The organism is Spirosoma endophyticum (assembly GCF_900112365.1).
Classification (GTDB): domain Bacteria; phylum Bacteroidota; class Bacteroidia; order Cytophagales; family Spirosomataceae; genus Spirosoma; species Spirosoma endophyticum.
Genome location: NZ_FOLQ01000004.1, coordinates 55558 through 77713, shown reverse-complemented (window position 1 = coordinate 77713; position 22156 = coordinate 55558). Strand labels below are relative to the sequence as shown.

General features: G+C 48.6%; 12 protein-coding genes. 6 read left to right on the top strand and 6 right to left on the bottom strand.

The genetic code is table 11. From position 1 onward, the window contains the following. Positions 1 to 105: 105 nt before the first annotated feature. Positions 106 to 870 carry a DeoR/GlpR family DNA-binding transcription regulator gene (locus BM202_RS12345; protein ID WP_093826426.1) on the top strand — a complete coding sequence of 255 codons (765 nt, stop codon included), beginning with the start codon at positions 106 to 108 and terminating at the stop codon, positions 868 to 870. A 130-nt stretch (positions 871 to 1000) separates the two neighbouring features. Here BM202_RS12345 and BM202_RS12340 read toward each other — a convergent pair whose 3' ends face one another. Next, positions 1001 to 3763: an alpha-d-galacturonidase gene (locus BM202_RS12340; protein WP_093826424.1), complete on the bottom strand. Its 2763-nt coding sequence runs from the start codon at positions 3761 to 3763 to the stop codon at positions 1001 to 1003. A gap of 257 nt (positions 3764 to 4020) precedes the next feature. Between BM202_RS12340 and BM202_RS12335 the strand changes: the two genes are divergently transcribed. Further along, positions 4021 to 4440, top strand: coding sequence for a hypothetical protein (locus BM202_RS12335; protein WP_093826422.1), 420 nt, complete (start codon positions 4021 to 4023; stop codon positions 4438 to 4440). Positions 4441 to 4582: 142 nt separating this feature from the next. Here the strand turns inward: BM202_RS12335 and BM202_RS12330 are convergent, their stop codons facing one another. Both BM202_RS12330 and BM202_RS12325 read right to left on the bottom strand, forming a co-directional pair. After that, positions 4583 to 6223, bottom strand: a complete 1641-nt coding sequence (locus BM202_RS12330) for a RagB/SusD family nutrient uptake outer membrane protein (RefSeq protein WP_093826420.1) — start codon at positions 6221 to 6223, stop codon at positions 4583 to 4585. Positions 6224 to 6348: 125 nt separating this feature from the next. Next, entirely contained in the window at positions 6349 to 9390 is a 3042-nt protein-coding gene (locus tag BM202_RS12325) for a SusC/RagA family TonB-linked outer membrane protein (RefSeq protein WP_093826418.1), read from the bottom strand. A 385-nt stretch (positions 9391 to 9775) separates the two neighbouring features. On the opposite strand from BM202_RS12325, the gene BM202_RS12320 reads away from it, so the two are divergent. Then, positions 9776 to 10855 carry an endonuclease/exonuclease/phosphatase family protein gene (locus tag BM202_RS12320; RefSeq protein WP_093826417.1) on the top strand — a complete coding sequence of 360 codons (1080 nt, stop codon included), beginning with the start codon at positions 9776 to 9778 and terminating at the stop codon, positions 10853 to 10855. A 28-nt stretch (positions 10856 to 10883) separates the two neighbouring features. Here BM202_RS12320 and BM202_RS12315 read toward each other — a convergent pair whose 3' ends face one another. Further along, complete coding sequence (locus BM202_RS12315; RefSeq protein WP_177236573.1) at positions 10884 to 12923, bottom strand: aceric acid hydrolase; 2040 nt, start codon at positions 12921 to 12923, stop codon at positions 10884 to 10886. 238 nt (positions 12924 to 13161) lie between these two features. On the opposite strand from BM202_RS12315, the gene BM202_RS12310 reads away from it, so the two are divergent. After that, positions 13162 to 15501, top strand: a complete 2340-nt coding sequence (locus BM202_RS12310) for a T9SS type A sorting domain-containing protein (RefSeq protein ID WP_093826415.1) — start codon at positions 13162 to 13164, stop codon at positions 15499 to 15501. 677 nt (positions 15502 to 16178) lie between these two features. On the opposite strand, the gene BM202_RS12300 is transcribed toward BM202_RS12310, so the two are convergent. Next, on the bottom strand, positions 16179 to 17045 hold the full coding sequence (locus BM202_RS12300; RefSeq protein ID WP_093826413.1) for a DUF2971 domain-containing protein: 867 nt from the start codon (positions 17043 to 17045) through the stop codon (positions 16179 to 16181). Positions 17046 to 17285: 240 nt separating this feature from the next. Continuing rightward, on the bottom strand, positions 17286 to 19448 hold the full coding sequence (locus BM202_RS12295; protein ID WP_093826411.1) for an alpha-L-rhamnosidase-related protein: 2163 nt from the start codon (positions 19446 to 19448) through the stop codon (positions 17286 to 17288). 338 nt (positions 19449 to 19786) lie between these two features. On the opposite strand from BM202_RS12295, the gene BM202_RS12290 reads away from it, so the two are divergent. Both BM202_RS12290 and BM202_RS12285 read left to right on the top strand, forming a co-directional pair. Further along, complete coding sequence (locus tag BM202_RS12290; RefSeq protein ID WP_093826408.1) at positions 19787 to 21205, top strand: L-fucose/L-arabinose isomerase family protein; 1419 nt, start codon at positions 19787 to 19789, stop codon at positions 21203 to 21205. A gap of 122 nt (positions 21206 to 21327) precedes the next feature. Further along, positions 21328 to 22155, top strand: coding sequence for a transketolase (locus tag BM202_RS12285; protein WP_093826405.1), 828 nt, complete (start codon positions 21328 to 21330; stop codon positions 22153 to 22155). Position 22156: the final 1 nt, after the last annotated feature.

The following is a 22156-nucleotide window of genomic DNA, read 5'->3' as shown; positions in this document are numbered from 1 at the left end:
GGAGTAATAAATATATTTGCGTTTGCTATTGATTTCTTACGTTTAAAGTATAACGTAGCAGATTGTTCTTTTACTTACTTTTGGCTGTTTCATAAAGAAAGAACTATGTTGGCGAACCAACGTCGGGATAAGATACTCGAATTATTGAAGGAAGATGGTTCGGCTAAGGTAATCGACCTGGCCAAAATCTTTAAAGTAACGGAAGTCACGATTCGTCAGGACCTCGAAAAATTAGAGAAAGACGGACTGGTGACCAAAGAACACGGTGGCGCTTACCTGAAAAACGTTGAAGATCAGGTACGTACATTTTCGTTAGGTAATCAGGAAAACATCGACAAAAAAGAACTGATTGCCACTAAGTGCCTGGAGTTCATTGAAAGCGGTGACAGCATCATTCTGGATTCGGGTTCGACAACGACCGAAATTGCCAAGAAACTTCGCGGCTACAAGAACCTTACCGTCATTACCAATGCTTTAAACATAGCCCTGATTCTGGGAGCCGAGCCGGGTATTGAAGTCATTATGACCGGTGGGGAGTTTAAGCCACCAACCCTGTCGCTGACGGGACAGAAAGCCGCCGATTTTTTCAAAGGAATTAACGTGCAGAAATTATTTCTGGCTACCGCGGGCCTATCACTAAAGTCAGGGCTTACCTATCCGAGTATCAGCGACTTAGTAGTAAAAAAAGCCATGATCGATGCTGCCGATACTACGTATCTAGTCGCCGATTCAACCAAAATTGGCAAGAGCGCCTTTGCCAGTTTAGGCGCGTTGTCGCTCATCAATTACATCATTACCGACGCGGGTATCGAAGAAAAACATAAACAGGTTTTTCACGACAACGAAATCGAACTGATCATTGCGAATTAAGTAAATGTATTGTCCACAGAGCGGTCCGCCAGTGCGGCACGGAGAACACAGAGTTTTAAATTATTTTTTGCTTTGTGCTCTCCGTGCCGCACCGGCGGACCGCTCTGTGGACAATAATTCTGTTTATGATTTACTCAAACAGCCAGTCAATATTCTTCTTGTTTCCCGCGAGGCCCGCATCGAAAATGGGAATTTCCTGATTTCCATCCATAAAGCCCAGCAATAAGCAAGCGCCTTTGCCCAGATTCAGTGTGTGCTGACCGGACTTGAACGAGTAGGCGTGTATGTTCACCGGCGGTTGTCCGCTCACCAGAATGGCATTCGAGATTTTGATTTCCGACTGGCCGTAGTCATTCGCGCTGGCATCAGTTTCCAGTTCAGGAGTGGGTAGGTAGTTGGGGTTCTTTTCGGTAAAAAAGCCCACCAGCAATTTCACGGGTTGGGTCGTCGTGAATGTGAGGCTGGTACGTTCCAATTGCTGCTTCGCTTTCGAAAATTTCAGCCCTTTCAGTCGCTTCAACTCGGGCGCAAATTCACTGATTGTAGCGGCTGTATCTGCAAACACGCGTTGCCCTTTTTCGATAGCATACGTTTCAAGCTGTGGACTTTGTATCGTAACTGTGGCTGGCTTTAAGGCAATTGGCTGTTTCGCCACCGTATTCGTGGCAGTTTTCAGCGAGTCAATCGAGTGCTTGAAATGGTTCAGTTCTTTCTGATAAACCGGCAACATTTCGGCCCAGGTTATATACGTAGCATCGACGCCCCGCATGGGAATTTTGCGCTGTTTCGTCTGCATACTGTTGGCATACAGGTACGTATCTTTGGTCAGGTTCACCAGATCGGCGTAGTGTTTTACACTGCTTTCCAGAAAAGGCACGGCCTTGTCCAGATCCCGCACGTCGTTGGAATATTTGTACCGCAAAATGGCTAACGCAGCCCGGGCTTTTTGCGCGTAGAAATTCGCCATTGCATTCTGGCAATACACGTCATTTTTCAATCGCGTAAATTCTTCCTTGTCTTTCGTGACGGCCCCAGTAGCTTTGTCGATGGCTTCTACCGCCTTTTTACCATGTTCGACAACTTCATCGGCAACCTGAACGGGTGTCTCGCCAATGTGTTTTTCATGCTTCCAATCTTTCTCTGCGTAGTCGATAATCATCTCGCCTTCAGGGGCTTCTGACTCGTACAGCAACGTAAGCAGACCGTAGCGAAATGGATTGATGAGTTGCGTCATCAACATGCCCAGTGTCAGGGTTTGGCGGTTGCCGTCGGTGATGCCGTAGCGACGTAGCAGTTTCGGAGAAATCTCGCCTGTTTGCTCATAGGCTTCCAGTACGTCTTTTCCTTTGTCCAGCGGTAAGCCATATTTCTCCGCCAGTTGATTGCCCCAATACGTTACCTCGTTAGGGCGATTCCGCCCGGCTTTCCAGGCATAGCGCGCCCAGGTTTTGTACCAGATCCAGTCGCGGTCGAGCTGGAGTTGACGCGGTGTCGTTTTGTCGGCGGTGTAAGGCCAGTCCCAGTATGACGCCTGTGGATAGAGATGCAAGCCATTGGCACCATACACGTTATGCATGGCCTGCACCGACTTCTGAATAAAATCGGCTGAACCGTAGCGGAAGGGCTCCAGATTCGCCAGAATATGGACATTTTCGATCTGTACCGTACCGATATTGCTGAGTGTGCGGTGCAACTCAGCCCATTTTCCGCGCGGGGTGTAGGTGGTCAGGGCTTCGCCGTTGAACTTGGCTTCGGTGTATAAATTTTTGTACAAAGGCAGCGCGGCTTTCATCACGCGGGGCGCATCGGTGTCGTGGGCACGTAGCACAAGGGGGGGCTCGTTGGTTTGGCCGAGGGCTTTAAGGCCATCTTTCACACCGGGAATAATTGTTTTTGTGAACCAGTCCACATCATCCTGACCAACGCCTTCCATCGCTTCGCCCAACGCAATGAGCAGCCCTACGTTCGGGTATTTCTCCACAAAGGCGGCAATCGACTTGCGGGTATAATCGGCAATGAGCGGAACAATTGGTCGGTTGCGGTCCTGCGTTTTGATTTTGTGGTGTTCCGCGAAGGGTTTGGATACGATAATATTGTAGAACATCTGAATCACCCAGACGCCCCGTTTGTCGGCTTCTTCGGTCAGGAAACGGAACATTTCTTCGTTCTTTTTGAACGTAGCGTCGTCCACTTCAACGGCGTAGGGATACTCTTTTAGCCGAACCAGCGACGCGAACGGATGCCCATTCCACAAGTAAAGCGAGTTGTACCGGTTTTCGACCATCATATCCAGATACCGAATCCAGAGCGCTTTGTCGTACAACCACGGAAACGTTTCGGGTGTGTAGGGATACTCATACACATCCCGACCGGGCAGATAGGTAGGTTTTTGTACGCCAATGCACGTACCACGCAACACCATTTCGGGTTTATCGCTGAGGTTTATTGTTTCGGGAAGTTTACCCGTTGCCGTCACCTGATCGGCCAGTTCCATACAGCCGTATAACGTACCAGATGGATCGGCCCCGGCAATGAGCAGCGGTTTTTGAGGGTCTCTTCGAATCGAAAAACTTTCCTTTTTTAGGTCAGCAGGAACCGTAAGTGCATAGGTCGTGATCACTGGTTTCACTACGTTATCAGACCATAGCCCAATAACAATCTGCGTATCAGTACTTTTCGCCTGCGGACCTTTCGCTACCGTGGACTGATACCCCGCCTTCGTCAAGGCCTGTTTCAGCTTTTCCGCCCCGAACGTCGTTCGCACATGAGCCGACGCGGGAATGACGATGGTAATAGCCTGATTCTTTTTCGCTGTCTGCTGCGCGGTGGAGAGCGTCAGAGAAAGGAAAAGCAAGAAGATTAAAAGCGGAAAGGTTTGGGTATATCGATTCATAGTAGGATCTGGAATGACAAAAATGCGCTCCTTTGGAACTCGTGCATTGAAACAAACTTACTCATTTATATCAATCTCAATCTCCACCATTTTCTCTGGAAATTATACAATGTTAGCGAAAGCTGATAGCAACGAATGATCGTTGAGATATGGCGAAGAATAGTACAGAAGTTGCTGAAAAGTAAACAACCTGCTTAAGAATAATTACCCCGAATGTATATTTGTTTGACCATCGTTTACCTGAGAAACAACTAATTATGTTGCTGTCGAAACTGAAAAATAGATTAATTATTCTGATCCCAGCCTATTGCGCTTGCCTGGTCGATGAAACCGTCACTATTATTAACCAGCCAGCGGCTTACTGGAATGGCAATCTGCAGGCAGGCCGTGAAGCCAATCCGATAGGAGCGGCCCTTATGAAAAACCACGTATCAGGTATATTTCTGATTTCATTTGCCTGGCTGATTGCAATTGGAGTGATCGGTTATTGGTTGCCCAAACAATTTGTTAAAACATTTGCCCTCATTATTCTGATTGCTCATACCAGCGCTGCGATCAGTTGGATTACGCCCCATTATGGCTTCTGGTTTTCTATGGCTTTCATCGTTTTTAACTCAGCGCTGTTTGTTCAATTAGAGAAAAATTACTTCCAGCACGCTGACCAAGTCTCCTTATAACTGATTCAGCTGATTATAAGCCCCGGCCGTTTCTGGGGCCAACTGATTCTCCATACAATCTGTATATATATCCCGACAATAAAACCTCCCGAAAGGTCTGGTCTTTCGGGAAGTTTTGAACTGTATTAACTCTGAACGTCTGTTAATAACCCGGATTTTGTTTGAAATCTCCCTTGTTTGTCACGGCGTCAATTTCGCTCTGCGGAATGGGACGTAGGGCATGAAACGGTTGAATGTTGGGAGCTGCATCGGGGTTGTACTTCTTCACGCGCTCGACCAGCTTGCTCGTGCGTTTCAGGTCAAACCAGCGTACCTGTTCACCCGCTAATTCGCGGGCGCGTTCGTCCAGTATGAAGTCGATCGTTACGTCGGCGGCCGCGACGCGCATGTTGGTAGTGCGACCTGTTACAGCCGCCCGCGTCCGGATTTCGTTCAGGTAATAAGCGGCTGAATCTTTCTTCCCTAAGTTCAACTGAGCCTCGGCAGCTAGCAAATAGACTTCACCCAATCGAAGGATGTAGGCATCCCGCGAACTCTCTGTGGTGGCATCTGTGGCCCGTGTGGGATCATCGAACTTCCGAAGGGATACGTAGTGAAAGCGGTCGTTGGGTGTGCCATCGGCTTTATACATATCGTTCAGGTCGTAAATCCTGTATTTTTTGGACTGCCGGAAAGCCGCCGTCACCGGATATTTTGTGGTCAAAATGGCCGTATCACCCACGTTCATCCCCGCCGGACGCTTGGTCGCATCGGTTTCGTTAGCCAGCCAGGCCGACTTGAATGATGCGTTATACCGAGAGTCGTTTTGTTCGTTGAACAGACTGAGCAGGAACAAGGTCGGCATGTAGCGAACGTTTGGAAAACCATTGGCTACGTCGCGCTTCATGCCTGGCTGGGTATTATACTCCATCAGGAACAGCGTGTGATTGATGTTACTACCCGCATTGAACGCCAGGTTGGTCGAGTAATTTACCGCCCACAACACCTCCGTGTTTTGCTGGCCCGTCATCGACCACAAACTGGCATAAGTGGGCAACAGCTTGTACGTATAGCCGGTGATCACCTTTTTGGCGTAATTGCTCGCTTCCTGGTTCTTACCCCGCGTCAGATACACTTTCGCCAAAAACGCTTCGGCGGCTGGCCGGGTAATACGTCCGTAATCCGTGGTGGTTTGTGGAATGGCCGTTACGGCAACTTGAAGATCCTGGAAAATCTGCTCGTACACCGTTTCGACGGGCGTACGGGTTGCCGTTGTTTCGATGGTTTCCGTGGGTATTAATTGAAGGGGAATGGCCCCGAAACTTTCGACCAGATGCCAGTAATACCAGGCCCGCAGAAACCGGGCTTCGCCTTCCAGTTGTGTTTGGCGAGTTGCCAGTACGCCCGCGTTAGGTAAATACTTCAACACGTTGTTGGCCAGATTGATAGCGGCATAGCATTGCTGCCACATCCGGTTTTTCACCCACACATTATCCGTCGTCAAACCCTGATACGTCATCAGGGATGGTTGTGGAAATACGCCGTTGGAGCCCGAATTACCATTGTTGGCCGCATTGGTCCAGATGTCGGTCCCCATTTCCATGAGTGCCTGCCCCTCTTCTTTCCCGTAGAAATAGCGGTTGTACGTGTAAATCCCGTTGACTCCCGCTTCGATGCCTTCGGGCGTAGTAAACAGGCTTTGCGCCGTTGACCCCGCCGGGTTATATTCCACCAGTTGTTCTTTGCAGGCTAGCAACGTAACGGCCAGAGCGACGAGGGGTATGTATTTTATGTATGTTTTCATTGATGTAGCTCCTATTAATTACCTACGGACATTTACATTATTCCAGAGCGAGAATACCCACAACCTCCTGAAGGGGGCTTTCCTCATACTCAACCAAAGCCCCCTTCAGGGGGTTGGGGGTAAATTTAAAAACCAAGGTTGATGCCAAACACGTACAGGCGGTTGAGCGGCCGGTCAATGACCCCTTCGCCTTCGGGATCAAAGTCTTTCAGGTTGCTTAGCGTGTACAGATTTTTACCCGACACATACACCCGCAGGTTGTCAATTTTGGCCTTATTCGTTATTGATTTCGGGATCATGTACCCCAGGGTTATGTTCCTGATTTTGACAAACGAAGCCTGCCGTTCGGTCAGCGTCGTTACGTAGGTCGAGCTACGGGTGGCGTTCGGGCGTGGGTATTCGTTGGTTGGGTTTTCGGGGGTCCAGTAGTCGATGCTGGCGCCGTTGCTGCTGGCGTTCCGGGTGTATTTTGCGTAATAATCTGAGCTGATCCACTGACCTGCGCGAGCCACCAGCAATACGTTCAGATCGAAGCCTTTATACCGAATGTCGTTGCTTAAGCCGCCCGTCCATTGCGGCACGCGGGAGCCGATAATGGTTCGGTCGGTTCCGTCGATTTTGCCATCGCCGTTCAGGTCAGCAATTTTGATATCGCCGGGAATAGCGTTGAATTTGGCCGCTTCCGATTCTTCGCCTGACTGCCAGATACCGATCTTTTTGTAATCGTAGTAAATCTGCGATGGCTGGCCTTCGATGAGCGAATTTCGGTAATCATCGGCGATGACGTTGCCGTTGGGCAGCGAAACGATACGTTCCTGGTTGCGGGCAAACGTTAGATTCGTTGACCAGCTGAGGCCTTTCTTGTTAATATTTTGCGTCGTAATGCCAATCTCAAGACCCTTGTTCCGGGTAACGCCAATATTCCGGTTCACCGTGGTTACGCCCGTCAGCAGCGGAAGTGTATACGGGAAAATAAGGTCGTTCGTGCGGGCATTGTAATAATCGATATTGGCCGTAATTCGATTGTTGAGCAGCCCCACGTCCAGTCCAACGTCAGCGGTGGTGGTCAATTCCCATCTCAAATCCTGATTGCCAATGGTTGGGCTGATCAGGTACGCATTGGCCGCATTGGCATCGCTATAGGCAAAGGAAACCGTTGACAGGGAATTCTGAGTTGCATAGGGGTTGATCACGTCGTTGCCCGATACGCCATAGCTGGCCCGTAATTTCAAGTCTGTTATCACCTTCTGATTTTTCATAAACGGCTCGTCGCTGATACGCCAGCCCAAGCCTGCCGAGGGGAAAAAGGCCCAGTTATGGCCAGCGCCCAATTTAGACGATCCGTCGCTACGTCCCGTAACGGTCAGCAGGTATTTGTCTTTCCAGCTATAATTGATACGTCCGGTAAACGAAATCAGCTTATTCTGGCTATAGCCACTTCCCCAAAATGGGTTCTGGTTAGCGGCCGCCAGGTTATAAAAAAACTGGGCCGGTATCAGCTGGTTATTACCCCCCGCAAAACTCGACGTATTGGTAAAGGTCAGGTAGCTGGTTACGCCCGTAATCGTGAACGCGTGATCCTGAATGGTCCGCTTGTACGTGAATACGTTCTCCCAGCTCAGGTTGCGGCTCTGGTTGTTGGTGATCGAGGCCTGCGCCCGACTTCCGGCGCCATCAATCGTGTTTACGCCGTAATAACTGCCCGCTTCGGAGGTCGAAAAAATAGCGCCCAGCGTTGAGCGAATCGAAAACCCATTGAAGGGTGTCAGTTCGAGGTAGGTCGATAATGTACCCCGGTTCGTTTTTGTGTTCCGTTTATAGGCGTTAGGTTGTTCGTCGGCCAGCGGGTTAATGATGCTGCCACCTAACGGAAACGGGATAAAGGCCCCGTTTGCGTCGTAGGGCGTACCCAGTGGCAAAATGCTCGATGCCCGGTTGAAGGGGTCCCGGCGGATATCGTTATCGATATAAGCCAGTTGAGTCTGTATACCCACTTTCACCCAGTCGTTGATCGTCTGGTCGATGTTCAGTCGGGCCGAATACCGGTTGTATTCATCCAGTTTCATCAGCCCTTTTTCCTGGAAATATTCACCCGAGAAGTAAATCTTGGTTTTATCGGTACCGCCCGTAATACCCAACTGATGGTTCTGCTGAAATCCGGGCTGTAGTATCAGATCGGGCCACACCGGGAACTGCTGCTTCTGGATAGCATCTAACTGATTGGCATTAAATATCTTCGAATCGTCGGCGGGGCTGGTCCAGGTGCCCGATGCCCGGTAGGCTTCGCGCCGGAAGGCAATGTATTCGGGTCCCGTCATAAACGCGCCATAACCCGCCACTTCCGAAATTCCGGCGTAGGAATTAAGGCTTAGTTTGGGCTTGCCGCCCGAACCGCGCTTGGTGGTAATGATAATAACGCCGTTCGCCCCGCGCGAACCGTAAATAGCCGTAGAGGAAGCATCTTTCAATACGTCAATCGTCTGAATATCATTGGGGTTGATATCGGCTGCGTTCACGCCCTGTACACCATCCACAATGTACAGTACGTTGTTGGAACTGCTCGGATTCGCAATGGAGCGGTTGCCCCGAATCCGGATAGAAGGCCCCTGGCCCGCGTAGCCGCTCGTCCGCGAAATGTCGGCACCGGGAATCTTTCCCTGAAGCGCTTCAATGGGCGACGTAACCGGTACTTTGGTTACTTCATCGCCTTTGATCGACACCACCGAACCGGTCAAATCGCGTTTACGCTGGGTGCCGTAGCCCACCACGACGACTTCATTCAGTTGCTTCGTATCGACCTGGAGGGTAGTATTGACTTCGGATTGATTGCCGATCGGTACTTCCTGAGGCAGATAGCCCACAAAGCTGAAAACCAGGGTGGTGCCCGCATCGGGAACGGTGAGTTGATAGGCTCCATTCGGATCGGTCGTAGTGCCCTGACTCGTATTTTTGATAACCACACTTACGCCTGGTAAGGCCTGCCCATTTTCGTCCTTGACCGTCCCCTTAATTACCTTGTCGACTGATGGCTGTGGAGTGATTTGTGCGGATTGGATCGTTTCGTAGCGCGGCTGATTACTGGCAACTATTTGCGAAAAAACTTCATCCGGAAAAACCACTTGAACCAGCCCGAGAAGACCAATAAACCAAGTGTGAATATACTTCATGCCTGTATTGTTGAAGAGTTTGATTTAGGGATATAATTGATAAGGTATTGAAATTCAGAAAGATTATTTAGCTGTAGTACGCAACTAGTAACCTCTCCCAACGAAATTTCCCGCAAGCCAGTGTTTTCGGGAAGTTGATAGAGTCGACAAACTTAGTTGATTTTAATGGCGTCATTTTCCACCATTTTTCCTAAAAATTGTACTATCTTATCATGGTATAACTTTTAGAAAATATTGAACTTTTAGGTGGATGCCAAGAAGGACATTATAATCAGACAGGTAACTAAGCAGCCATTGGATTTTCGCAATCTACCAGGCTGTCTGGTCAGGGTATAAACCACATGATATTTTTCGAAGTTAATCTGTTAATCGCTTTTGCTCACTCATGCCCACTCTTGATGTAATCCTGCTCGCCTACTCGATAGGAATCACAGTTGCTTCGTTCCTTAACCTGGTCAGACTAGATTACTGGTGGATTCGCATCTGGGATTTTCCGCATTTGCAACTGACTCTACTGGCAGCACTGGGTCTGTTGGGCTGGCTTTTGCTTGGGCATCATATGGATGGTATTTTACTCATTGTGCCCACCGGTTTGTTGCTCACACTGGTTTATCAGGCCTGGCTGGTTTATCCCTTTACGCCCTTCCACAAAAAACAGGTACTGTCGTTTTCTCAACCGAAGGGGAAGACGCACGCGGAAGAAAACACGATCCGGGTGTTGACCGCGAACGTGTTTATGGAGAACACGCACATGCCCGAAGTGCTGGCGCTGGCCAAAAAGCATAAGCCGGACGTACTTTTAGTACTGGAAGCCAATCAGGAGTGGCAGAATAAATTGGCTGATCTAGAAGATGATTATCCGTTTAGACTACTGCATCCGCTGGAAAATACCTATGGTATGCTGTTCTATTCCCGTTTTCCGATCCGTTTCCATGAACTGCGTTTTCTGATTCAGGATGATATTCCTTCAATGTACGCACAACTTGAGTTGCCATCCGGCCAGTTGGTGCACTTTTACGGGGTTCATCCGATGCCGCCAAGTCCAACGGAACATTACCGATCAACCGAACGGGATGCCGAATTGCTGCTGGTTGGAAAAGAAGCCCGAACCAAGTCGGGACCAATTATTGTCGCTGGCGATTTGAATGACGTAGCGTGGTCGCACACCACCCGTTTGTTCCAGCGAATTAGCGGTTTGCTCGACCCGCGGATCGGCCGGGGGTTGTACAATACGTTTCATGCCAACTACTTTTTTTTACGCTGGCCCCTTGACCATGTTTTCGTGTCTCCCCATTTCCAGTTGCAAGCCATCCGACGTTTACCCAACTGCGGCTCCGATCATTTTCCCATGCTAATTTCGTTGACCTACGTAGGTGAGCGAATAGCAAAGAATGTAGAGATTCCTCAGCCTGAAAGCGATGATCTGAAAGAAGCAAACGAAAAAATAACCGAAGCGGAAGGCTAATTGATATACTCTTAACCCCCATCTAATCTTACCGAATAAATGGAATCCAGACTTCCATTTCCGAATGCCCGCGATTCGCCCAGGCGTAGTACGGAATCAGACGAATGCGGGTGGAAGCAGGTGCTCTGTCTGACACTTCGCGATAGAGTTGGTTCGTCCAGTTGCCTTCGTTGATGAGTTTTGCGTCGCCTTCCAGCGCCATCATGTCGCTGTTATCGATCCTGGTGAGCGTTGGTTTAAAGTCATTTTTTGACGACAATGCTACGTTGGTCAGCTTCGTTTTCTGGTTATCTACTGATTCCAGACAATACACAATCGGCCCGCGTTTGACGGCCACCTGATTGCGGTTTTCCTCAACCAGCGGATTCGACTCAATGAGTTTTACTGGCATTGGCAAACTGATTTCCACCTTATCGCCAGCTTTCCAGGTCCGGTTGATTTCGGCGTATTCGCCTGACTGAACCGCTTTTGACAACGTAGTACCATTCACTTTAATGGTTGCGCCCTGGCACCAGCCGGGAATACGAACAAATACCGAAAAGGGTTTCGCGGGCCCTTGTTCCAGTTGGAGAGTGACGGTGCCATCCCAGGGGTAATTTGTGGTTTGCGTCAGACGTAGTGCCGAACCGTCTTTCAACGTAGTGTTCAGCTGACTGCCGCCAAACAGGTTCACCCACAGCCCTTTGTCAGAAATACTGTACGCGTAACTGCTCACTTCGGCCATGGTACGTACCGTGTTGGGCGGGCAGCAGTTCGACAGCCGGATGTAGGGTTGACGGCCGCCCATCCAGCGCATTTGATACGGGTAATCGTCCGACGCGCTCAGTGGATTCGTATAGAAAAATTTTGTGCCGCCCAGGTTCACACCCGACAGAATCGCGTTGTACAGTTCCAGTTCCATCACGTCGGCATACTTGGCCTCGCCCGTAATTTGCAGCATCCGGTAATTCCAGAGCAGGTTACCGATGTTGGCGCAGGTTTCATTGTGAGCCGAATGATTCGGTAACTGATACGCTTTGCCATACGCCTGATGGATCTTCTGCACTGTATCGGGTTTGTAGGCAGTGCCTTCGGGCGAAACACCGTCGTACAGCGCCCCACAGCCGCCCGTAACGTACATTTTGCGATTCACTACGTCATTCCACATCAAATCGAGCGTAGATAGCAACGTACTGTCGCCGGTTTCAGCAAACACATCGGCGGCACCGGCGAACAGGTAATTGGCCCGAACAGCATGACCGATCACCTTTTTCATTTGCCGGAACGGCACGCGGTCCGAGTTGTCGTCTGTTCCTTCCGAAAGTCCCCGAATGTCAATCAATTTTTGGGCTAAGGCCAGGTATTTCGGATCGCGGGTGGTGCGGTACATCTCCGTGATGCCCATGTAGTGCGACGGACAAATGGCGTTACGTGCCTGCTCGGGGCTGGCGTTGTTGTAAAAACCAATCAGAAAATCGGTGGCTTTTTTGGCAATGTTCAGCAACGACGTTTTGCCCGTTGCGCGGTAATGCACACAGGCCGCCGTCATCAGATGCCCGAAGTTATAAGCCTCGAAACTGAGCTTATCGTCGAACATCTTCTTTTCGCCGGACTTCTTTTGCTGGATAATCGCCTTTGTGTATACGTAGCCATCGGGTGCCTGCGCTTTGCCGATCACCGCAATGGCTTTGTCCATCTGTTCGTCCAGCTTTTTGTCTTTGGTGAGCGCATACATACTCGCCACCGACTCCAGGGTTTTATAGAAATCACCATCGTGGAAGGAAGGACCTTTGAAATTCCCTTCTTCCAAACCAGCCGCTATCTCAAAATTTCGAAACGAGTGACTGACCTTCGCATCGGTGTAAGTATCCCACAAATGCGGCACCATCGAATCGCGGCACACGGCAAACCGATCAGCCCAGAAGCCCGTCGTCCATTTCACGGCGTTCAGGTCCGTGCTTTCCAGCCGCGCAAACTTGCTCTGCGACGTATTGACCAGCGCTTTGGTTTGAGCAAACGTAACCTGCGCCAGGGGTGACAGAGCGAAAGCCAATAAAGCGGTTTTGGTTAGCCTAATTGTAGAACCCATGCTAGTTAAATAGTATAAAAGCCAAAATTAATAGCAAAAAACTCTTTTTAGCTCTTCTATTTTCGCTGGAAATTGTAGGATGTTAGCTTATACAGTAGTGAGGTAATCTGATGTATATCTATAACTTCAATAAAGCTCAGCAATTTTCGATGTTCAGTTTTACCGTTTGCTCAAGCGTGTTACCCTCCACAATCTCCTTTCCGACAAAAGGGACGAACATTTAACGCAAACGAATTATATGTCTACTGTTACGTATCGCTCTTCAAATTGGGCATTTTGTTTACTCTCTCAACTTCTCATCGGTCTGTTTTTAATAGTCTCCCTGACCGTCACGGCTCAATCGATCTGGACTGCACGCAGGCCGTTTAATCTAAGTTCAGTTACCTATAAATATGGTCAGTTCATTGGCGTAGTGGACAACAACACCGTAGCGATTTCCACGAACGGAACTACCTGGGGGAAAGCAATAATTGGAACCAGTTATCAACTCAACGGTGTAACGGCTGGCTCACCCATTGTTGGCGTTGTAGCGGTGGGGGCCAACGGTATCGTTTATGGCAGCAGTGATAACGGCTACTCCTGGTCACCAAAATCGTCGCCAACCACCCAAACGTTGAATGACGTTACGTATGGCGGTTCGTTGTATGTGGCTGTTGGTGAGAATAGTACCATTTTAACCTCTTCGGATGGCAACACCTGGACCTCGCGCTACGTGTATAGTCCCGTTCCTGCTACGTTGCGGGGTGTTACGTATGGCGGGGGTCAGTTCGTGGCGGTAGGCTACGGAGGCATGATATTCACATCCCCAAACGGAATCACCTGGACCAGGCGCCAGACTAGTTCGGGGTTGGCTATGGAAGATGTCGCCTACGGCAATGGGAAGTACGTAGCCGTGGGCGGTTATCCAACGAATGAACGGCTGATTTCAACCGATGGGATCACCTGGACCACGCAGCTACCGGCCGGTGGTACCGACTACAATCTATACGATATTACCTACGGCAACGGTCAGTTTGTGGCGGTGGGATATTACGGAGCCGTGCTGACTTCATCCAATGCCATCACCTGGACCAAACGCGATATCGGTTTACTGGAAACCATGCAGGGTGTTATCTACGCCAACAATCAATTTGTAATGGTTGGCACCAGCATCCGGCGATCCACTGATGGAGTCACCTGGCAGGCCACCAGCGCCCCCGACGGGCAGAGCAATCTGAGTAGCGCAGCCTACGGGAACGGCCGGTATGTAACATTCGGAAACAGCTACAATACTGGATCGACAGCTCAGCTTCTGGTCTCGACTGATGGAGTTACCTTCAACCGTACTGAATTTCCTGCCTATCCAGCCCCCAGCGATGTGGCGTTCGGGCAGGGGTTATTTGCGTCCGTAGGCTACTATGGTCATATTTTAACGTCGCCGGATGGAACCGCCTGGACGTTTCGGAAACTGGGGAGCAGCTATAAAGCTATTGTCTACGGCAAGAACCGGTTTGTGGCCGTTGGTACGGGGCTCCCCATTGTGTCGACCAACGGATTGACCTGGACGCCAGCCTCGACACAGCCACCGTCGGGTCTTATCGATATCGCTTACGGGAATGGTCTGTTTGTGGCCGTCGGCAGTAATGGGGCTATTTGTACCTCACCGGATGGCAGCATCTGGACGAGCCGCGTCTCCAACACGACCAATACGTTGAGCGGAATCGCGTATGGCAATGGCTACTTTGTGGCCGTTGGTAGTGGAGGGGGCAATGTTCGTCGGTCTGTCGATGGCATCACCTGGACGGGCAGCGGCAGCTCGTCCGGGGCCAATACGGGCAGCATTACGTTCGGAAACGGCCAGTTCGTTATTGCGGGCAATACGTCCATCCTGACGACTACTGATGGCCTGAATCCGGTTCCCAAAAGTGCACCGAACTACATTGGCAATCTGAACGCCATCCGGTATCTGAACGGTCAGTTTATCGCGGTTGGTGAAAAGTGCACGATCATCACATCGGCCGCTGATCCAATGCCATTTTCTGTTTCGGGAGCAACACTCCTAAACTGTGACGTAATGAGAGCGGGAACCCCTTCGCGGCCCGAACTGCGTGCTGTTCGTTTTATACCTGAATTTTCGGGCACCTTTACCCCGCCCATGAGCTACTCTATAGCGGGACTCCTTCAGCCAACCACGAATCCTGACGCCATTTTTTACCCCTATGTTGATAACCCAATCGTAACCATCGTAGCCTGGGATTCGCAGGGTCGCACGGCTAGTTTTGCCTGGAACTGGTTGTCGCGTTGCAGTAACGGCCTGCGCAAGGCAGCCGAGGAAGGGGAAGTTGGTAAGTTACAGGTAGTGGTGTTGGGAAACCCCACACGCAATGAAACCGTCGACGTGGAAATAAATGGAGTCAGCAATGAATCGGTAAGTCTGGACGTCGTTAACCAACAGGGTGAAATCGTTAGCCAGCAACGTATTGAGCAGGTAAGTACTGGTGAGCGGCATCAGGTGCAACTCGGCCGTTCAACCGGGCTATACATCCTTAAAGTACAAACCCCCACACAGGTTCAAACGGTGAAACTGGTGAAGCAGTAATTGTTAGGTTCTAAGCCCGAGTTGTTTTTTACTAGCGTTGCTGTAATTTGTCTATCAACTTACAGCAACGCTAGTGACTTAAAAGGTCGATGCCTGAACACCCATAATCTTTAATAGTATGAAAGCAAAGTGGGTATACTAATTTGTTTTATGATAGACCAAACTGACTTTCTATTCCTGTTTAAAGCAATCTTCCTGCTTACTATTCCATCTTCAGATGAGCTCGTTCTAGGAATAGTCGTTATTATTTCGATACTGAGTGGATTCCTAGTTGTGTTTGCAGATCTTTATTACAGAATTATTTTGAAAAGCAGCGACACTGAAAAATTCTGCTACTATTGACTTTGTAATCTGAGTGTTCATAGCTTGCCAGAAAACAGCAAGTATGAATAGCATAAACTAATTCACGAACCAATCAATTTACTTGCTGCTGGTTTAAGCTGCCAAACTGCAAAATAAAGTCGATGAATTAGTTCATGCTTGCGAGGTAGCTATAGTCTTTATACCTGAATATATCATTTAATAAAAATGCTGTTTGGCCGTTCTAAAGTACTATATAATCATTGAGCATTTCTTTACTTATGGGGAAATTTAATTACTGCCAAATAAAAAAATCTCTTCTGAATTTACAAGATCCAAGCCTACTATTGCCAAATTAATGTTACTTGCTATTCATGTTATCTGTAAGATGCTTTTGACTTTATTACGTTTACATTTCCTACGTCCATAGTTTCTAGAAAAACAGAAATCGCTGTCGTTCTTGAATCATTCTTAGGACCAATATAAACCTCTTTTATTGGATTAACCTTCCCTTTATTTGTGAAGTTAATATCAATATAAGGAACTGGTAAAGAATTTGCCATCCTAAATTTGACTTGTTCGCCTTCAACTTCTTCACCGAAACTAGTCCCTCCAATATCCTTTAACCTGAGAAACTTATTACTCTGTTCAAAATTTAACAAATGGAGTAATCTAATTTCCATCTCTTCAACAAAGGCTGGATTCTTAAACGCTGCCAAATCTACAGCTAACATTGCGCAAGCATGAAAGAAATTTTTTCCATACTTTTCTTGGTTATTGTCGTTATCTTCGGTTTCAAATATTGCTCGTAAAATTGCTACTGTTTCTTTTATCTGTTTATTCTCATTGTATAAAACTTTCAGAGGTCTTACTGGTAGTTGGATAATATCTTGTGCTTTAAAACCAATACAGTACCCATGTCCATCATTAGTATAGGATCGCCATTGGCTCAGTACATCCGGTTTAAGGGAAAAACAACTTGCAAGAGTGCTTGTTCTAATACCTGTAGTACTAATTATTTTGTCAATTTGGTCCAAAAAACTTTCTCCAACATCTTTTATAATTTCGTTAGCCGCTTTCTCCCAAATTGAATAACCCCAATGAATTTCTAGAAAATCATTCATGGAAAATAAATCACTAAATCTAATTGCCTTATATGTACAAATAGCGTGAAAAGTTTCCGCACTACAATAATGATATATTAACTCATCTCTTTTAGGTTTAAATTCTCTCGAAACTAGCATATATAAGTTTGAGTATTTGAATTGGAATAGTGTATAACCAAAAAAGCTTTGCGATGGACTGGCATTCCGTGTTTCATTATATTAAATTCATTAATAGAGTTGAATAATGGTTATTATTAAGCACTTGTTTGTTAGCCACCATATTGCAAAGACTACGTTAGCGGTTCTGGTTTGAATACAGTCGCTTAGTCTCTGTTCTCACTCGGCGAAGTTAAGCTATGTAGTGAGTTATCAATTTTCCTACGGCCTATAATTCACTACGTAGCTCTTCCCTTTCTCTACCGTCACCTCATATAATCCGGCATTTACCGAACGTACTTCGGCTTGTTTGCAAACGGGTTTGGTTTTGCTTTTGAAACGTAGCGTTCCGGTTCCGGCAGCTCCCGTTATTTTGATTTCTTTAGTGCTGCAATACACGCTGACGTCGCCGTCGGGCGTGGGGACTTTGCCGTCAATCCATTCCAAGCCACCGAGTTGAGGTTCAATCAGATACGTAGCGTAAGCGGGCGTAGTCGGTTTAACGCCGAGGTAATATTTGCCCAGCAGATAAATCGGGCTGGCTCCCCAGGCGTGGCACAGGCTCTTGCCAAAATCACGGCCATACATTGCGTAGTGTTCAGCGCCTTTTTTCGCCGGATTGTATTCTTCCCAGAAGGACGTAGCGCCGAGGTTCAGCATGCCGCCCCAGTAATCTTTGATTTCTTTCGTTACGTAGCTCTGCTCGCCTAGGGCGCAAAGGGCTTCGAGCTCGTAGAAACGCATGTAGGGCGTTGTGATTTTCGGTACGTCCGGATTGAGCAGCACGTGTTGCTTAACCGCCTGTTTTTTTTCCTCATCCAGGTAATTGAAGAAGATCGCGAACATATTCGCGTAGCGCGTTACGTTCTCCGTCGGCACGCCATCCACCCGGCTATGCACCAGCGCGTGCTTGCTTTCATTCCAGTACGAACTGAACAGTTTTCCCTTTACGTCGGTGGCCAGCTGATTGTATTTTGTCGCGTTGGGTGCGTCGTTCACGATGTTGGCGCAGAGGGCCATTGTTTCCAGACTGCGGGCAAACAGCAACTGCTCAAAACTGACTTCGCCTTTCTTGCTCAACCCATCAGCCCAGTCAATAAACACCCAGTCGCCCGCCAGACCTTCCAGCAAGCCGTTCTTGTTCCGACGCGCCAGGCAATAGTCCATCAGGCTTTGCATGCGTGGATAGAATTGCTGGATAAATGCTTTGTCACCTGTGTATTGATAATAATCGTAAATGCTTATAAACCAGTACAGCGTATAGTCCATAATGGTGTTGATATGGCTCGTTACGGGTTCTTTTCCACGTAGCGCCAGCATCGTGCGCGTCACCGAGGGGGAGTCGAACAGCAGGTAATAATTCATCAGGTAACTCTGAGCCGCATCGCCCGACCAGATCCAGCGGTCGCGTTTGATGCCGTCGATGAAAAACTCGCGGGTGTTCAGGTGGAGCGTATAAACCGCTACGTCGTAAATCTTATTGATTTGTTCGTCGGAACACCGAAAGCCACCCCGGTCGGCAACGGGCAGAAATTCGTACAACATCGACACGGAATCCATCGAAACGCTGCCATCATACTGCACATTAACGTAGCGAAACGCCTTGGTCAGCTCCATGGTGGAATCGCGTTTCTGCGTCTTGTCGATCTGCAAAAAATCGGTGGTTTCGCAGGTAGCCGTGGCCAGGGCTTCTTCCCGCGATTCGCCGTAATAAATATTGACGTTGCCTTCGCCCGATAACCCTCTCAGTTTGATAAAGCCAAAGGTTTCTTTGCCAAAGTCCAGCAGGAGTGAGCCCGCTTTTTTGTCCACTTTCACTGCCGATAACTCTTTGGTATTCAGCTTGAATTTGGATGGTGGGGTTTGTGAATCGTTAAAATTCCAGGAACCCGCCTTGAGCCAGGTCGTCCCCGACTGATCGGAGGCTTTGCCGGTTTCGTCAATCCACTCTTTATCCTCGAACGTAACCAGCCACGTAGCGTCCGAAACTACATTTTTACCCTGTACAAAGATAGCCGGAACCCGATCCTGACAGAACACTTTAAGGCTTACTTTATGCTTTCCGGCGGGCACTGTAATCCGCTTCGGAAAGCCCGAAAACGCCTTTCCATCGATCTTGACGTTGTATTTTCCTTCCACAAATAAGTCTACTTCTTCGGCTTGTGTCAGGTCGAAATCCTTGTGAAAATCAATCAGATTGTAGTGGCTGTCGAGTTTCCAGAAAGGCGGCAGAAATGTTCCCCGTTCGGTACGTCGGTTTTGCATATTGTTGCCTAACCAGATCTCAAAATCGCCCGGATACCAGATCCAGGTGGCCTGTTTCTGAGCAAAACCGGGTGATACGAACAGTAGCAGTAAATAGACGAACGAAAGGGCTTTTTTCATTTTTAGTAGAAAGCGGAATAAATAGAAAGGCAAAAATAGGTATGATTTAGAAAGCAAAAGAAAATATTGGCGCTATTTTTAAACTAAACATAAAATAGATACTACAAAAACGGTCTAAATGCATAATTAACAATTCATAAAAACTTTTGTAAACTTAGTTTTAGCCTATATAACCTGCAAGAAGTTTTAAACTTACGCGCCTTTCATAATGAGGTTGTCTTCTTTTTATTTGTTTTATTTTCTATTTATTGTTTTTACCTTTGCTAAGAAGGCTGTAGTTGAAGGATACGTTAAGGTGTCCTGTCAGCCTGACTTGATTGTAGCGAGATACTAACCCCATGAGTGTAAAAACGAGTGAACCCGTAACCCTAGGCGTTATCATTGGTAACCGGGATTTCTTCCCGGATAGATTAGTTGCAGAATGTCGGGCCGATTTGCTCGAAGCGTTTCAGAAAGCAGGCGTTAAAGCCATTATGCTGGATGAGTCGGTCACGAAACTTGGTGGTGTCGAAACGTTTCAGGAAGCACAGAAATGTGCCGACCTGTTCCGAAACCATGCCAGTGAGATTATGGGTGTGCTGGTGGTTCTGCCCAATTTCGGTGACGAAAAGGGTGTCGCTGAAACGTTGAAATGGGCTCGATTGGACGTACCGGTGCTAATTCAGGCGTATCCCGATGATCTGAACCGACTGGACGTAGCGCGTCGGCGGGATGCGTGGTGCGGCAAAATCTCGGTCTGCAATAACCTCTATCAATTCGGTATCAAATATTCGCTGACAACCAAGCACGTCGTACATCCGTCGGACCCTAGTTTCCACAGCGATCTGCTGAATTTTGTGGCGACCTGTCGGGTAGTGAAGGGACTCCGTAACGTTCGGATTGGTGCGATCGGCGCTCGGCCGGGTGGCTTTAATACGGTTCGTTACAGCGAAAAGATTCTCCAGCGAAACGGCATTTCGGTCGTGACTGTCGACCTGTCGCAGATTCTGGGCCATGCCAATAAACTGACTGCCGCCGATCAACCGGTAAAAGAACGGCTCGACGCTATCAAAGCCTATACACCTACGGGTCGCACACCCGACGATAAACTCGTTCAGATTGCCAAATTAGACGTCGTACTGAATAATTTCATGGCTGAACATTCGCTGGATGCGACGGCCATTCAATGCTGGACGTCGCTTCAGCAAAACTACGGCTGTAACGTCTGCACGAGCATGAGCATCATGAGCGAGAATATGCTGCCGAGCGCCTGCGAAGTGGACGTAACGGGTACGTTGAGCATGTATGCGATGCAACTGGCCTCCGGTTCGCCGAGTGCGCTGGTCGATTGGAATAACAACTACGCCGACGACGAAAACAAATGCGTGCTGTTCCATTGCGGCAACTGGGCAAAATCGTTTTTGCCTGATATTCAAATGAGTACAGCACCAATTCTGGGAACGACCATTGGCGAAGAAAATACATATGGTGCGTTGGATGGCCGAACACCGGCGTCTCCGCTTACCTTCGGACGAATCAGCACAGACGACACGAAAGGCGTTATCAAAGCTTACGTTGGCGAAGGTGCTCTGACCGACGATGCGCTGAATACGTTCGGAAACCGGGCCGTCGCGCAGATCGATAACCTCCAGAGCCTGATGAAATACATTTGCCGAAATGGCTTTGAGCACCATGTGGTCATGAATGCCTCCAAAACCGCCGGCATCCTGACCGAGGCTATGGAAAATTACATGGGTTGGGAAGTGTACAACCACTAAGTCTCACTAGCACGCAGATTTTTATGATCTATATGATGAGTTATGATTAACAGAGCCATTCCGACCAACAAATCATAAAAATCATCGGTCTATCCATCTCTGAATTGTTCAACACGAAAATCATGACGCAACAGGAGTTAGCCCGCAAGTCGGTTCTTTATCGAAAAAATATTCTCAAATACATCGTAGGGGCCAAAGCCGGGCATACGGGTGGGAGTTTGTCGTGCATCGACATTCTGAACGTGCTCTATAATTACGTACTGAATGTCAGTCCCGAAACGGCCAAATCACCCACGCGCGACCGCTATATACAGAGCAAAGGCCACACCGTCGAAGCGCTCTACGTCGTGCTGGCTGACAAAGGTTTTTTCCCCGAATCGGATCTGGAAACCTTGTGTCAGTACAAGTCCCACTACATTGGTCACCCCACGAAAAAGGTTGCTGGTGTTGAGCAGAATACAGGTTCTCTGGGACACGGCATGTCTCTGAGCGTCGGTACGGCTATATCGGCAAAGCTGGACGACCTTGCCTATCGTGTGTTTACGCTGCTGGGCGATGGCGAATTACCCGAAGGCTCCAACTGGGAAGCGGCTCTGTTAGCGGCTCAGTATAAGCTTGATAACCTTTGCGCCATTGTCGATAAGAACGGCTTGCAAATATCCGGGCCAACGGCGGATGTGTGCAGTACCGATCCCCTCGACAGGAAATTTGAAGCATTCGGCTGGGCGGTACGTCATGTAGACGGTCACGATTTTCAAGCCCTTACCGACGCTTTCGATTCGCTACCTTTTGAGCCGGGAAAACCGAGCCTCATCATTGCGCACACCATCAAAGGCAAGGGCATCAGCTATATGGAAAACCAGTTGAAATGGCACCACGGCGTACCAAATCCGGAGCAATACGTACTGGCGCAGGACGAGTTGGCAGAGGCAGAAATGGCGTTGCAGTAAG